At 60.2% G+C, this 11,623-nt stretch carries 15 protein-coding genes; 4 read left to right on the top strand and 11 right to left on the bottom strand.

Features of this window, described 5'->3' with window-relative positions; translation table 11 throughout:
- Positions 1-83: 83 nt before the first annotated feature.
- The 8 genes from AB4N53_RS16545 to AB4N53_RS16510 all read right to left on the bottom strand — a co-directional run bounded on the left by AB4N53_RS16545 (position 84) and on the right by AB4N53_RS16510 (position 6,468).
- Positions 84-782: an OmpW/AlkL family protein gene (locus AB4N53_RS16545; RefSeq protein WP_016772968.1), complete on the bottom strand. Its 699-nt coding sequence runs from the start codon at positions 780-782 to the stop codon at positions 84-86.
- Positions 783-989: 207 nt separating this feature from the next.
- Positions 990-1,508 carry a DUF3299 domain-containing protein gene (locus AB4N53_RS16540; protein ID WP_460121766.1) on the bottom strand — a complete coding sequence of 173 codons (519 nt, stop codon included), beginning with the start codon at positions 1,506-1,508 and terminating at the stop codon, positions 990-992.
- 11 nt (positions 1,509-1,519) lie between these two features.
- Positions 1,520-2,785, bottom strand: coding sequence for an ABC transporter permease (locus AB4N53_RS16535; RefSeq protein ID WP_460121764.1), 1,266 nt, complete (start codon positions 2,783-2,785; stop codon positions 1,520-1,522).
- Between the two features lies 1 nt (position 2,786).
- Positions 2,787-3,497 carry an ABC transporter ATP-binding protein gene (locus tag AB4N53_RS16530; RefSeq protein WP_460121762.1) on the bottom strand — a complete coding sequence of 237 codons (711 nt, stop codon included), beginning with the start codon at positions 3,495-3,497 and terminating at the stop codon, positions 2,787-2,789.
- 127 nt (positions 3,498-3,624) lie between these two features.
- Positions 3,625-4,224, bottom strand: coding sequence for a DUF2796 domain-containing protein (locus AB4N53_RS16525; RefSeq protein ID WP_460121760.1), 600 nt, complete (start codon positions 4,222-4,224; stop codon positions 3,625-3,627).
- A gap of 155 nt (positions 4,225-4,379) precedes the next feature.
- Positions 4,380-4,946, bottom strand: coding sequence for a hypothetical protein (locus AB4N53_RS16520; RefSeq protein WP_024014498.1), 567 nt, complete (start codon positions 4,944-4,946; stop codon positions 4,380-4,382).
- Positions 4,943-5,890, bottom strand: coding sequence for a CHAP domain-containing protein (locus AB4N53_RS16515; protein WP_056790741.1), 948 nt, complete (start codon positions 5,888-5,890; stop codon positions 4,943-4,945). The genes AB4N53_RS16520 and AB4N53_RS16515 overlap by 4 nt, the downstream gene beginning before the upstream one ends.
- A complete protein-coding gene (locus AB4N53_RS16510; protein ID WP_225930982.1) occupies positions 5,887-6,468 on the bottom strand; it encodes a PAAR domain-containing protein in 582 nt (193 codons plus the stop codon). Before AB4N53_RS16510 ends, AB4N53_RS16515 begins: the two co-directional genes overlap by 4 nt.
- Positions 6,469-6,603: 135 nt before the next feature.
- On the opposite strand from AB4N53_RS16510, the gene AB4N53_RS16505 reads away from it, so the two are divergent.
- The gene (locus AB4N53_RS16505; protein ID WP_460121758.1) at positions 6,604-6,963 is read left to right on the top strand and encodes a hypothetical protein; all 360 of its coding nucleotides are present in this window, start codon (positions 6,604-6,606) and stop codon (positions 6,961-6,963) included.
- 88 nt (positions 6,964-7,051) lie between these two features.
- Here the strand turns inward: AB4N53_RS16505 and trxA are convergent, their stop codons facing one another.
- From trxA to AB4N53_RS16490, 3 genes are all read right to left on the bottom strand, one after another.
- Positions 7,052-7,924, bottom strand: a complete 873-nt coding sequence (gene trxA, locus AB4N53_RS16500; protein ID WP_460121756.1) for a thioredoxin — start codon at positions 7,922-7,924, stop codon at positions 7,052-7,054.
- Between the two features lie 129 nt (positions 7,925-8,053).
- Positions 8,054-8,710: a class I SAM-dependent methyltransferase gene (locus AB4N53_RS16495; protein ID WP_460121754.1), complete on the bottom strand. Its 657-nt coding sequence runs from the start codon at positions 8,708-8,710 to the stop codon at positions 8,054-8,056.
- Positions 8,707-9,171, bottom strand: a complete 465-nt coding sequence (locus AB4N53_RS16490) for a YbaY family lipoprotein (RefSeq protein ID WP_042610623.1) — start codon at positions 9,169-9,171, stop codon at positions 8,707-8,709. Before AB4N53_RS16490 ends, AB4N53_RS16495 begins: the two co-directional genes overlap by 4 nt.
- A 128-nt stretch (positions 9,172-9,299) precedes the next feature.
- Here AB4N53_RS16490 and nrdR point away from each other — a divergent pair, with 128 nt between their 5' ends.
- The 3 genes from nrdR to AB4N53_RS16475 are packed head-to-tail and all read left to right on the top strand — an operon-like array spanning position 9,300 to position 11,604.
- Positions 9,300-9,764 carry a transcriptional regulator NrdR gene (gene nrdR, locus AB4N53_RS16485; RefSeq protein WP_007910946.1) on the top strand — a complete coding sequence of 155 codons (465 nt, stop codon included), beginning with the start codon at positions 9,300-9,302 and terminating at the stop codon, positions 9,762-9,764.
- Positions 9,761-10,894, top strand: coding sequence for a bifunctional diaminohydroxyphosphoribosylaminopyrimidine deaminase/5-amino-6-(5-phosphoribosylamino)uracil reductase RibD (gene ribD, locus AB4N53_RS16480; protein ID WP_130929659.1), 1,134 nt, complete (start codon positions 9,761-9,763; stop codon positions 10,892-10,894). Before nrdR ends, ribD begins: the two co-directional genes overlap by 4 nt.
- A 47-nt stretch (positions 10,895-10,941) precedes the next feature.
- Positions 10,942-11,604 carry a riboflavin synthase gene (locus tag AB4N53_RS16475; protein ID WP_151550988.1) on the top strand — a complete coding sequence of 221 codons (663 nt, stop codon included), beginning with the start codon at positions 10,942-10,944 and terminating at the stop codon, positions 11,602-11,604.
- The last annotated feature ends 19 nt before the right edge of the window (positions 11,605-11,623 follow it).

Below are 11,623 nucleotides of genomic sequence, written 5' to 3'. Positions count from 1 at the left end.
ACTGCGTACGGTCGTCGTCAGGTCTGTGCCTGCCCGCCACCACGCCTCATTCACCACCACGTGAACGTTCGGAAAAAATCAGCTTAGAACTTATAGCCCAAACCAACCATGTAGATGAACGGGTCGACGTCCACATTCACCCGCGCACGAGTGCCGGGGGCGACGGCGTTGTTCTCGACGGTCGCGCGGGTGTCGATATCGATGTAGCGCACCTGGGCGTTGAGCATGATGTTGTCGGTGATCATGTAGTCGGCGCCGACCTGCCAGGCCAGGCCCCAGGAGTTTTTCGCCTTGAAGTTGCTGAAGCCGTTGGCGCTGGCTTCGCTGCCAACGTGTTCGTCGTAGATCCAGGTGTAGTTGATGCCGCCGCCGACATAGGGCTGGAAAGCCGATTTCGAATCCAGCGGGTAGTAGACGACGCTGAGGGTCGGCGGCAGGTGTTTCAGGGTGCCGAGCTTGCCATTGGCGGCGGGCAGGGCGGTGCCCTTGAGCTTGACGTCATGCTCGAACGGCGTGGCTGCCAGCAGTTCGATACCGATGTTGTTGGTGAGCATGTAGGCGAAGTTCAGACCCAGTTGGGTGTCGCTGCTCATGGTCGCCTTGCCGCCCAGATTGGTGCCGCTCAGCGGACCCTGATCGACCTTGACGCTGGAGCTGTCGGCCTTCGGGTTGACGGTGATCGCGCCAGCGCGCACGAGAATGTCACCGGCTTCGTGGGCGTGGGCGAGCGGGGCTGCGAGCGCGAGGGCAAACAGCGAGGCGCTGAGCAAGGACTTGTTCATGGGGGCTCCGAAAGGACATAAAAATTCGATGTCCTAGGGTACGAAGCCGTCTGATACGGTGTTTTGACTCAGCTCAATGAAACAGTGATGAGAGGTCTGTGCCGGCCTATCCGCGAGCAGGCTCGCTCCCACCTTGGAATGTGATCACCTGTGGGAGCGAGCCTGCTCGCGAAGACGATAGATCAGCCAATACAAAACTACCGGGACTCACTCCGGCAGTTCATACGCATAAATCTTCTCCGCCTCCATCTGATACCCGGCATCGGCCAGCTCACTGCTGGATGCTTTCACCTGCAACGGTCCTTCAACCCAATACGGCTGATACAGCTCATCGAGCTTCACGCCCAGTTCACTTTTGACATGGACGATCTGGTTCGACGGCGGTGGCGGTACGTGGATGCAGGCGCCGAAATACGGCACCAGCAAAAAGTCCGTGGTGCGCCCCTCTTCGCTGACTTCCAGCGGCACGATGTAACCCGGCAGGCGAATGTTCTGCCCATCGAGGCTCTTCACTACCGGCGCATTCGGCATGTCCTGCTTGGCCGCTGGTGCGGACTCGGCGGAAAGTGCGTCGCCCATCTTCGACAGATCGTGCAGCGGCGTCATGTTTGGCACTTCCGGCGCGGCGTCTGGCGGGATCATTTCCGACCAGGTCAGGTCTTTTGGCGCCGCCGCCCACACGGGCAGGGCGATCAGCATCAGCAGCGCAAGCAGGGCGCGGGGCATGGTGAGCATCCTCATAAACGGATCGACAGGCCATCGGCCAATGATTGGCGATACGCGCGCCAGGCCGGCACGCTGCCCATCAGCAGCGCGGCCGCCAGAATGCCACCGAGCAGCGTCCATTCATACTCGCTCGGCCATGCCAGTGGCAGGTACAAACCGTAATTGGCCTGCACGTACCCTTGCGCAGCGGCGATGCCGACGTACAGCAACGCCAGCCCGGCAATCACCCCGGTCAGCGCCAGGGCAAAAGCTTCCAGCACCAGCAGACTTGCGATGTGCCACGGCCGCGCGCCCACCGAACGCAGAATCGCCATCTCGCGGCGACGTTCGTTGAGGCTGGTGAGAATCGCTGTGAGCATGCCGATCAACCCGGTCAGCACGACGAACAGCGAGACCACGAACAGCGCTTTTTCGGCGGTGCTCATCAGGCTCCACAATTCCTGCAAGGCCACGCCCGGGAGGATCGCAAGCATTGGTTCGCCCCGGTATTCATTGATCTCGCGTTGCAGCGCAAAGGTGGAAATCTTGCTGTTGAGGCCGAGCATGAACGCGGTGATCGCTTGCGGGGTCAGGTCCATGTTGCGCGCCTGATCAGCGCTGATCCGCCCGTTGCCGCGCGCCGGCACGCCGTTGTGCCAGTCGATGTGGATCGCCTCCATGCCGCCGAGGCTGATGTGCAGCGTGCGGTCCACCGGGGTGCCGGTGCGCTGGAGGATGCCGACCACGGTGAACGGTTTGTCGTCGTGCTTGACCAGGCTGATCGCCGCCACACCGTGGGCCAGCACCAGTTTGTCGCCGAGCTTGTAGTGCAGCGCTTCGGCGACTTCGGCGCCGAGTACCACTTCGAAAGGATCGGTCGCGAACGCGCGACCGTCGGCCAGCGCCAGGTGTTGCTGGCGCCCATATTGATAGTGCTCGAAATAGGTTTCGGTGGTGCCCATCACGCGGTAACCGCGATGGGAATCGCCGAGGGACATCGGGATCGCCCACTTCACTTTCGGGTTGTTGGCGAAGTGTTCAAAGCTGTCCCAGCGAATGTTGTTGGTAGCGTTGCCGATGCGGAACACCGAATACAGCAGCAGGTTCACCGACCCCGAACGAGCGCCGACGATCAGGTCAGTGCCGCTGATGGTGCTGGCGAAACTGGCCTTGGCTTCGGTGCGCACGCGCTCGACGGCGAGCAGCAGGCACACCGAAAGAGCAATGGCGAAAGCAGTGAGCAATGCAGTGAAACGGCGGTTGGCCAGGCTGGCCATGGCCAGACGAAACAGATACATCTCAGACCTCGGCGGACGTAGCGGCGCGATTGAGTTCGGCCAGGGACAGATGACGGTCGAACAGCGGTGCCAGGCTCTGATCGTGGCTGACGAACAACAGACTCGATCCGGCCTCGCGGCACTCGGCAAACAGCAGGCGAATAAAGTTCTCGCGTGCGTCGTAATCCAGCGCCGAGGTCGGTTCGTCGGCGATCACCAGTTCCGGTTGGCCGATCAACGCACGGGCGGCAGCGACCCGTTGTTGCTGGCCGATGGACAAGGAGTCGGCGCGGCGACCGAGCAGGCTTTCATCCTTCAAACCCAAGTGCGCGAGCAGGGTGGCGGCGGCTTGATCGACGCTGCCGTGGCGCTGTTTCGCCCGTTGCGCACGCAGTTTCGAGAAGTGACACGGCAACTCAACGTTCTCGCGCACCGAGAGAAACGGCAGCAGGTTGAATTGCTGGAATATGTAGCCGGTGTGATCGACGCGAAACGTATCGCGCTTGCCGGCAGACAGTTCGGTCAGCTCCTGACCGAGCAGGCGAATGCTGCCGCGAGCAGGTTTCTGCACTCCGCCGAGCAGGCCGAGCAGGGTGGTCTTGCCGCTGCCGCTGGGACCTTTGAGAAACAGGGTTTCGCCGGGTTCCAGACGAAACGCCGGGATGTCCAGCAACGTCGGGTGACCGGGCCAGTTGAAGCCAAGGTCGGAAAGTTCGATGAGTGCTTGGGTCATGGCACCGATTTCATGGTTGGACACGGACCCCTGTAGGAGCTGCCGAAGGCTGCGATCTTTTGATCTTGATCTGCACAATCAAAAGATCGCAGCCTTCGGCAGCTCCTACGGGGGATCTTCATTCGCTTCAGAATTTCAGCGCAGCCGATTTCGCCGTCACTTCGGTACCTTGCTGGCCAGTCGCGCTGATCAGTTGTACCTGAATCTTCTGCGTCGCCGGGAAGGTCTTGAAGATGTTGGCCAGGTTCAGCGTGTTCAGCGCCCCCGGTGTGGCGCAGTTGAGCTGGTAATGCGCATGGATTTCGCTGTGGTCGTGGTGATGCTCGTGACCGTCCTTGTCCGCTTCATCTTCGTCGTGATCGTCGGCGTCCGGTTTGTCGCCGAACAGCGGGCTTTCCAGTTCCTGGCTGACCACCTTGCAGCCGGCCGCTGCGGGCAGGCTGAACAGAGCCAATGGTTTTTCCAGCTGCGCACGAGCGGCTGCGACTTTGGCCTTGTCGGCATCCGACGTGGCGGCGTGTTCAAAACCGACCAGATTCATCGCCGGGCTTTCCAGCTCCAGCTCAAGGGTCTGACCATCAAGCGCGGCGTTCAGGCGACCCACGCCATGTTCGTGAGCGGCGAGGCTGCCGTGCTCATGATCGCGATCGTGATCGTGCTCATCCACCGCATGGGCAGCGGCCAGCGGCAACAGGGCAAACGGCAAAGCGAGCAACAGACGACGCATGACGGACTCCGAGAAAAATGAAAAGTTTGTTATGTAATCTTATAACGAAAGTGCGCAGAGTGTGCCCGTGCGCTTGAGATTGCGCAAGACATGGCTAAGCACCGCCCGGGATGAGTTCGCGGGCGGTGCTGGGATTGGATGTCATGCTTGCAGAATCAGAAGCCTGCGCCGGGATAGTCGAACCAATAGTGTCCCGAAAGAACATCGTTGATCAGATTTGCGTCGAGCACGCTCGGGGCATCGCGACTGAAACGCTGTCGCCAAGCCGGAAGCCACCAGTAGTTGATGGCTGTTCCGCGCGGAAATACCACCAGAGTCAGCACCTCCTTATCCATTTTGCCCTGCGTGTAGAGTTGATGACTGCGATCCATCAGGGCCATGTACTGGTCGATTGGCAGTCTGAACATAAGTGCCATGGTGAAGATTTTTTCACTCTGACTGAACGCCGGACTCTGCAGTACCCGCAATGCTTCGCAAGTGTGTGAATTCGGTTGACTCGCTATGCTCTGGCCTTCGGGGGTTGAAAGTATGTCGAAACGATCATCCATGTCTCGCCAGTCGGTCCGGCTATTGCGCTCAAAGTAATCACGAATAACAAGGGTCAGTGGACCTGCAGTTTCCCCGTCAGCGGGACAAGCCGAAAGATCGGCAGGCAACCAGATGCGCCATGCCACGATGAGCAAAAACGGAATTATGAGGAGGAGCGAATAAGGGCGTTTCATTGTGGCGTGCTGTGTTTGTAGCGTCGGAAAATAGTGAAGTCATGGTCGCTGGGATTTGCATTACCGGTCGCATGGCGAAAACCTGCGTCGTTAACTTCAACTTTTTCCCACCCTGCAGAAATGCATACGCCCTTCGTTAGAACGAAGCCGACATGGCCGCTGGCGTCGGAATAATTCATTGCGTAAGCGCCGACGTCCCCGGGCAACGGCGTGCGCTCGACTTTCCAGCTGTTGAGCAATCGTTGTCCATTCGCCCATTCACCCGCGAGCGGAGGACTAACCTTGGAGAAATATGGCAGGTATTTCGATTTGCCATGTTCAATCAACGCCACGTTGACCCCAATTGCGGTCAGCACGTCGTAGACGAACAGATTGCATTTATTTGTGTTTGGTGGAAATTCCACGCTCTGCCTGAGAGTAGGGTGTGGCAGCGACTTTTTGCTTTTATTCCCTGCCCACTGTGTTGATCCCCGGTGTGACAGCGCCTCCATCAGTATCCTGCGCGGCATGTCCTGAATGACGACTTTCACCGTTCGGGTTTCATTTGTACGTTTCACACCATATTCGACTTCGTAGAACGCGTCGTTCGAGACAGCGCCGCTGGTCGTTAGCGGGACTTTTACCCACGGTGATATCGCTACGATCGAAAGAGACTTCCCTGGATTCAACGTAGCAGTGTGCATACCTTTTTTTGTACCGGAGTTCCCCACAATCTGAACCGTCACTTCGTGGGTGTCTCGGGTTTTGATCGACGGTAGTTCCTTGCCCGCGAGCGTTATAGCGATCTGGCCGTTTTTGGATATCAATGAATAAATGCGAGGCCTGTCATCGTTTTGAACGATGTTGTCATCTACGACCTGACCGTCGATAAGCAGCTGAAATTTTACGCCTGGCGGTGGCTGCATCAGAAAGTCTTTAAAGATGAGTTTGATTTCCGATTTCATGACAAATCCTGTGTCAGGGGCTCTTCATAGGCATAGAAAGTCCATTCGGAATCTTCCCCTACCAACAGGGTGTCGTAATCCGAAGCGTTTTTTACCGGGTGTTCGCAGCCTTCGCCTGTGAGGTTGCAAGTGCTGTCTTGTAAAACGGCAACCTTCGCCTTGTCCTTGAGTTTGTAAGCCAAACCTGGCTTTTCCGTGTCATCAAGGCGTTCGATGATGACCTGCAAGTAGCGATAAGAGGTCAGGGCAGCAATCGGTGGCCCCATGTCAATTGGAGCGGGCCGGCCAATTCCTGCGAAACCACTGTGTTGCTGAGTGAGCAGCTTATTGGTCATGGGCGGACAACCGCAGGCGACGTAGTCACCCTCTAGCGCAGCTGGTCCGGCAGGTAAAATCAGCGTTCTTTCACCCACTGCTACGATGGGGCCTTTGCCAGGCCCACAGACCGGACAACTGGCGAGTTGTCCAATGGAAGCGATTATTCTTCCTTCGATATTGAGGTTCTCATTTCCTTCAAGTATCACGCCACCTGTAGAGGTCGGGCCTCCTTTAGAGGCCAGTTTTCGTCCTGAAGACATTGGGAATCCTTCCCGCAAAAAGAGATTAATTTAGCCGATTAACCGGGAATTACCAGATGTGTTTGGCGCCCTTTACTTGGCGTTGCACAAGTCCCGTGGGAGCATGCAGGTCAGAAAAATGCAGGAGCGAACTTGATGTTGCGGATACGCGGAACGGTCGGCGAGTTGCCGGTGGATTTGACGGTGGAGCTAGATGACAGCGATTGGGCGAGGCTGGGTTCGGCGCTGAGCGGGCATGCGCCGATTGCGCAGTCTGAGGCGGTTGCGCCCGCTCCTGCGGCGAAGCCGGTGAATCAGGACGATGCGCTGTGGCAGGTGGCCAAAGACTTGTTGCGCAACGCCGGGCAACTTAGCGGGCCGGATCTGCTCGATCAGCTGGAGGCGCTCACCGGCAGTGCGGCGGCGGGCAAGCGTTTGCTGGTGCGCCTGCGCCACAGTGCGGACGTGAAAGTGGTGAGCGGCGGGGATACGCCGCTCTATAGCTGGATCGAGTGAACCGCAAAAGATCGCAGCCTGCGGCAGCTCCTACATTGGAATGGAGTACACCCCTGTAGGAGCTGCCGAAGGCTGCGATCTTTTGCTCTCAATAAAGCGCAGCAAACATCTTGCGGCGATACACCGTTACCAACGGATGATCATTACCCAGCAGTTCGAACACCTGCAGCAGGGTCTTGTGCGGCAAGCCTTCGCCGTAGCTGCGGTTGCGGATGAACAGTTTGAGCAAGGCGTCCAGTGCCGCTTCGTATTGCTGGCGCGCCAGTTGCTGGATCGCCAGTTGGTACACCGCTTCATCATCCTGCGGATTTTGCGCCAGGCGGCTTTTCAGGTCGGCGGCGTCCGGCAGATCCCGGGCGAGGCCGAGGAACTGGATCTGCGCCTTGGCGCCGGCGAGTGCGGCCTTGTGCTCATCGCTCTTGACCGCGTCGAGCACAGTTTGCGCTTCGCCCAGCTCACCGCGCTCGGTCAGGCAGCGTGCGTAAAGGATCAGCGCCTTGGCGTTGGTATTGTCTTCATTGAGCAGGGTCACCAGCACCGCTTCCGCCTCGGCGAAGTGTCCTTCGTCGAACATCGCCTGGGCCTGTTCGAACGGGTCGGCAGCGGCCGGTGGCGGCATCTGCACATGCGGTTCCAGCAGCGCGCGCACGGCGGATTCCGGTTGTGCGCCGGCAAAACCATCGACCGGCTGACCGTCCTTGAACAGCACCACGGTCGGCAGGCTGCGAATGCCGAAGCGGGCGACGATGTCCTGCTCGATGTCGCAGTTGACCTTGGCCAGCAGCAACTCGCCCTGATAGCTCTCGGCAATGCCCTGCAGCATCGGCATCAACGCCTTGCACGGCGCACACCATTCGGCCCAGAAATCCACCAGCACCGGTTTGTTGAAGGAGGCTTCGATCACCGACTGGTCGAAATCGGCAGTCGTGGCGTCGAAGATATACGGCGTTTGCTGACTCATGGGGGATCTCTCTAAGCGTCAATGAACGCACTATAAGGGGTGGCGCAAAAGATCGCAGCCTTCGGCAGCTCCTACAGGGGAACGCGATCCAGAGTAGGAGCCGCCGAAGGCTGCGATCTTTTGGCGGCGTCAATCACGCCGCGCATGATAGAGGCTGACATGTCTGAACTCCTCAGGCTCGGCCAGATCCGGCAAGGTCATCGCCTCGAGCATTTCAATCCGCTCATACAACGGATGACGAAAATCCCGCACCCGCGAATCCGCCACCAGCGCTTCGCGTCCGCGAGTGAGAAACGCGTCGAGCAGCGGCAAGTTCGCCCGGTCATACAACACGTCCGCCACCAGAATCAGATCGAAGCGATCGGCCTCGGCAAAGAAATCCGTCGAGTAGCTCATCTGCACAGCATTGAGCTCGGCATTTGCCCGGCAAGCGGCGATCGCCAACGGATCAAGATCGCAGGCCACCACTTCCAGCGCCCCGGCCCTCACCGCCGCGATCCCGGCAATCCCGGAGCCGGCGCCGAAATCCAGCACGCGCTTGCCGCGCACCCACTCTGGAAACTGCGCCAGATAACGCGCCACGGCCAAGCCGCTGGCCCAGCAAAAACTCCAATAGGGCGGTTCATGCAGGATGCGCTGGGTTTCTTCCTGGCTGAATTCGCGGGCCATGTTGTCGCCGTCGATCAACCACAGCTGCAAATCAGTGCCGGGCAACGCGCAGGCTTTCAGTCTGGCGTCGCCGAGCAATTCCCCCAAGGCCTGTTGCAGGTCGAGCGGTGCTGTCATGGCGCTTTGACGAATTGCAGCTGGCCCAACGCCTGAGTGGTTGGTTGAGTGATGGTCTGCGACGGCAGGTGCAGGATCAGTTGCCCGGACTGGCTGGCGCGACCGCGCAGCTCAACCCGTGCGCCGGCCGGAAATGCCTCGGGGTTGAAGCGCAGGTGAAACGGCAGGATCTGGTTGTTGCCGATCAGGCTGGAGCTGGCGAGCAATTGTTGCGGGCGATCCTTTTCATCGATCACCAGCAGCGCCAGTTCGACTTCGGCGCCGGCCGGCACGCCTTGCAGGGTGCCGCTCAGTTCGCGCTGATGCGCCGGCAGCGGGCCGAGTTCGGCGGCCTCTTTGGCTTTTTTCTGCGCCTGCTGCGGCGCGGGGCCTGGGGTCGGCGGTTGCGGCTTGGGTGCGTCGCTGCCACAGGCCACCAGCAGGCTGAAAAGACTGAGCAGAACGAGCGGACGTAACGGCATTGGAGGCTCCGGCAGAATGAATTCCATGGATCAGACGATCATGCCGTTCTGTATACCGCAAAGCCTATGGCTTGTCTTGCCACGGGGATGCGCTACCATGACCCTCCCATTTTTTGTTGCCAGCCACCATGCACTGTCCCTTCTGCGGTGCCAACGACACCAAGGTCATCGACTCGCGTCTGGTCGCCGAGGGCGAACAGGTGCGCCGCCGGCGTGAATGCCTGGCCTGCGGCGAACGTTTCACGACGTTCGAGACGGCCGAACTGGTGTTGCCGCGCCTGATCAAAACCGACGGCAGCCGCCAACCGTTCGACGAAGAAAAACTCCGCGCCGGCATGCAACGCGCGCTGGAGAAACGTCCGGTCAGCGTCGAGCGCCTCGAATCCTCTCTGGTCCACATCAAGCACAAGCTGCGTGCCACCGGCGAGCGCGAGGTCAAGTCCCTCGTGGTCGGCGAACTGGTGATGGCCGAGCTGCAAAAGCTTGATGAAGTCGCCTATATCCGTTTTGCCTCGGTGTACAAGCGCTTTCAGGACCTCAATGAATTCCGCGAAGAGATCGACCGCCTCGCCCGCGAACCGGTGAAAGAATGACCACCGCCGCCGAGCAGGCGATCCTCGACGCGCATTTCATGGCCCGCGCGCTGGAACTGGCGCGCAAGGGCCACTACACCACCCATCCCAATCCGCGAGTCGGTTGCGTGGTGGTGCGGGACGGGCAGATTGTCGGCGAAGGCTGGCATGAGCGCGCCGGCGAACCCCATGCCGAAGTCCACGCCCTGCGCGCCGCCGGCGAGCAGGCCCGGGGCGCCACGGCGTACGTGACCCTCGAGCCTTGCAGCCATCACGGGCGCACGCCGCCGTGCGCCGACGCCTTGGTGACCGCTGGCGTTGCCCGGGTCGTGGCGGCGATGCGTGATCCCAATCCGCAAGTCGCCGGGCGCGGTTTGCAGCGCCTGGCTGACGCCGGTATCGCCACTGAAAGCGGGGTGCTGGAAGCAGAGGCACGCAAGCTCAATCAAGGTTTTCTGAAACGCATGGAACACGGCTTGCCGTTCGTGCGGGTCAAATTGGCCATGAGCCTCGACGGTCGCACAGCGATGGAAAGCGGCGAGAGCCAGTGGATCACCGGCCCGGCGGCGCGTTCTGCGGTACAGCGTTTGCGCGCTGAGGCGGCGGTGGTGCTGACTGGCGCCGACACGGTGCTGGCCGACGGCGCGCGGTTGACCGTTCGCGCGGACGAATTGGGCCTGGACACCGAGCAAACAGCACTGGCCATGAGTCGCCCGCCATTGCGCGTGTTGATCGATGGGCGCCTGCGGGTGCCGCTGGATGCACCGTTTTTCAAGGCCGGGCCGGCGCTGGTCGCCACCTGCGTCGCGGTCGAAGAGCAATACGCCAATGGCCCGGAATGCCTGATCGTGCCGGGTGACGATGGCCAGGTCGATCTGCATCAATTGCTCATCGAACTGGCTCACCGTGGCACCAACGAGGTGCTGGTCGAGGCCGGCCCGCGTCTGGCCGGAGCCTTTGCGCAACTGGGGCTGGTCGACGAGTTCGTGATCTTCATTGCCGGCAAGTTCCTCGGCTCCACGGCGCGTCCGCTGCTCGACTGGCCGCTGGCGCAGATGAAAGATGCGCCGGAACTGAAAATCACTGAAATCCGCGCGGTGGGCGATGACTGGCGAGTCACTGCGATCCCTGTCCCTTCGGCCCGCGTATAATTCCCGGCCATTGCGTAAGCGCTGGCCCTGTTCTCAAGGAGAACCCCATGTTCACCGGCATCATCGAATCCATCGGCAGTATCCGCGCACTGACCCCAAAGGGCGGTGATGTGCGGGTCCACGTCGACACCGGCAAGCTCGACCTGAGCGACGTCAAACTCGGCGACAGCATCGCGGTCAATGGCGTTTGCCTGACTGCTGTCGAGTTGCCGGGTGACGGCTTTGCCGCCGACGTCAGCCGCGAAACCCTTGATTGCACCGCCATGAATGACCTGAAAAGCGGCAGCCCGGTCAATCTGGAAAAAGCCCTGACCCCGACCACTCGCCTCGGCGGGCATCTGGTCAGTGGCCACGTCGATGGCGTCGGTGAAGTGGTATCGCGCAGCGACAATGCCCGTGCCGTGGAATTTCGCATCCGCGCGCCGAAAGAGCTGGCCAAGTACATCGCCCACAAAGGCTCGATCACCGTCGACGGCACCAGCCTGACGGTGAACGAAGTCGATGGCGCCGAATTCATGCTGACGATCATTCCGCATACCCTCAGCGAAACCATCATGGCTTCCTACAAGCCGGGCCGCCGGGTGAATCTGGAAGTCGACCTGCTGGCGCGTTATCTGGAGCGTCTGCTGCTGGGTGACAAGGCTGCAGAAAAGACCGCCGGCAGCACCATCACCGAAAGCTTTCTGGCCCAAAACGGCTACCTCAAATAATTCAAAAGAAGGGGGTGCC

The organism is Pseudomonas sp. H3_E04 (assembly GCF_054668915.1).
The sequence above is the reverse complement of the archived record's forward strand: the minus strand, read 5'-3'. Positions and strand labels throughout refer to the sequence as shown.

Excerpts from the sequence above, each read along its gene's own strand:
- AB4N53_RS16515 (WP_056790741.1), bottom strand. The coding sequence starts at position 5,890 with ATGAAATCGGAAATCAAACTCATCTTTAAAGACTTTCTGATGCAGCCA.
- ribD (WP_130929659.1), top strand. The coding sequence starts at position 9,761 with ATGACCACCGCCGCCGAGCAGGCGATCCTCGACGCGCATTTCATGGCC.
- nrdR (WP_007910946.1), top strand. The coding sequence starts at position 9,300 with ATGCACTGTCCCTTCTGCGGTGCCAACGACACCAAGGTCATCGACTCG.
- AB4N53_RS16520 (WP_024014498.1), bottom strand. The coding sequence starts at position 4,946 with ATGAAACGCCCTTATTCGCTCCTCCTCATAATTCCGTTTTTGCTCATC.
- AB4N53_RS16535 (WP_460121764.1), bottom strand. The coding sequence starts at position 2,785 with ATGTATCTGTTTCGTCTGGCCATGGCCAGCCTGGCCAACCGCCGTTTC.
- AB4N53_RS16525 (WP_460121760.1), bottom strand. The coding sequence starts at position 4,224 with ATGCGTCGTCTGTTGCTCGCTTTGCCGTTTGCCCTGTTGCCGCTGGCC.
- AB4N53_RS16540 (WP_460121766.1), bottom strand. The coding sequence starts at position 1,508 with ATGCCCCGCGCCCTGCTTGCGCTGCTGATGCTGATCGCCCTGCCCGTG.
- AB4N53_RS16545 (WP_016772968.1), bottom strand. The coding sequence starts at position 782 with ATGAACAAGTCCTTGCTCAGCGCCTCGCTGTTTGCCCTCGCGCTCGCA.
- trxA (WP_460121756.1), bottom strand. The coding sequence starts at position 7,924 with ATGAGTCAGCAAACGCCGTATATCTTCGACGCCACGACTGCCGATTTC.
- AB4N53_RS16505 (WP_460121758.1), top strand. The coding sequence starts at position 6,604 with ATGTTGCGGATACGCGGAACGGTCGGCGAGTTGCCGGTGGATTTGACG.
- AB4N53_RS16510 (WP_225930982.1), bottom strand. The coding sequence starts at position 6,468 with ATGTCTTCAGGACGAAAACTGGCCTCTAAAGGAGGCCCGACCTCTACA.
- AB4N53_RS16530 (WP_460121762.1), bottom strand. The coding sequence starts at position 3,497 with ATGACCCAAGCACTCATCGAACTTTCCGACCTTGGCTTCAACTGGCCC.
- AB4N53_RS16475 (WP_151550988.1), top strand. The coding sequence starts at position 10,942 with ATGTTCACCGGCATCATCGAATCCATCGGCAGTATCCGCGCACTGACC.
- AB4N53_RS16490 (WP_042610623.1), bottom strand. The coding sequence starts at position 9,171 with ATGCCGTTACGTCCGCTCGTTCTGCTCAGTCTTTTCAGCCTGCTGGTG.
- AB4N53_RS16495 (WP_460121754.1), bottom strand. The coding sequence starts at position 8,710 with ATGACAGCACCGCTCGACCTGCAACAGGCCTTGGGGGAATTGCTCGGC.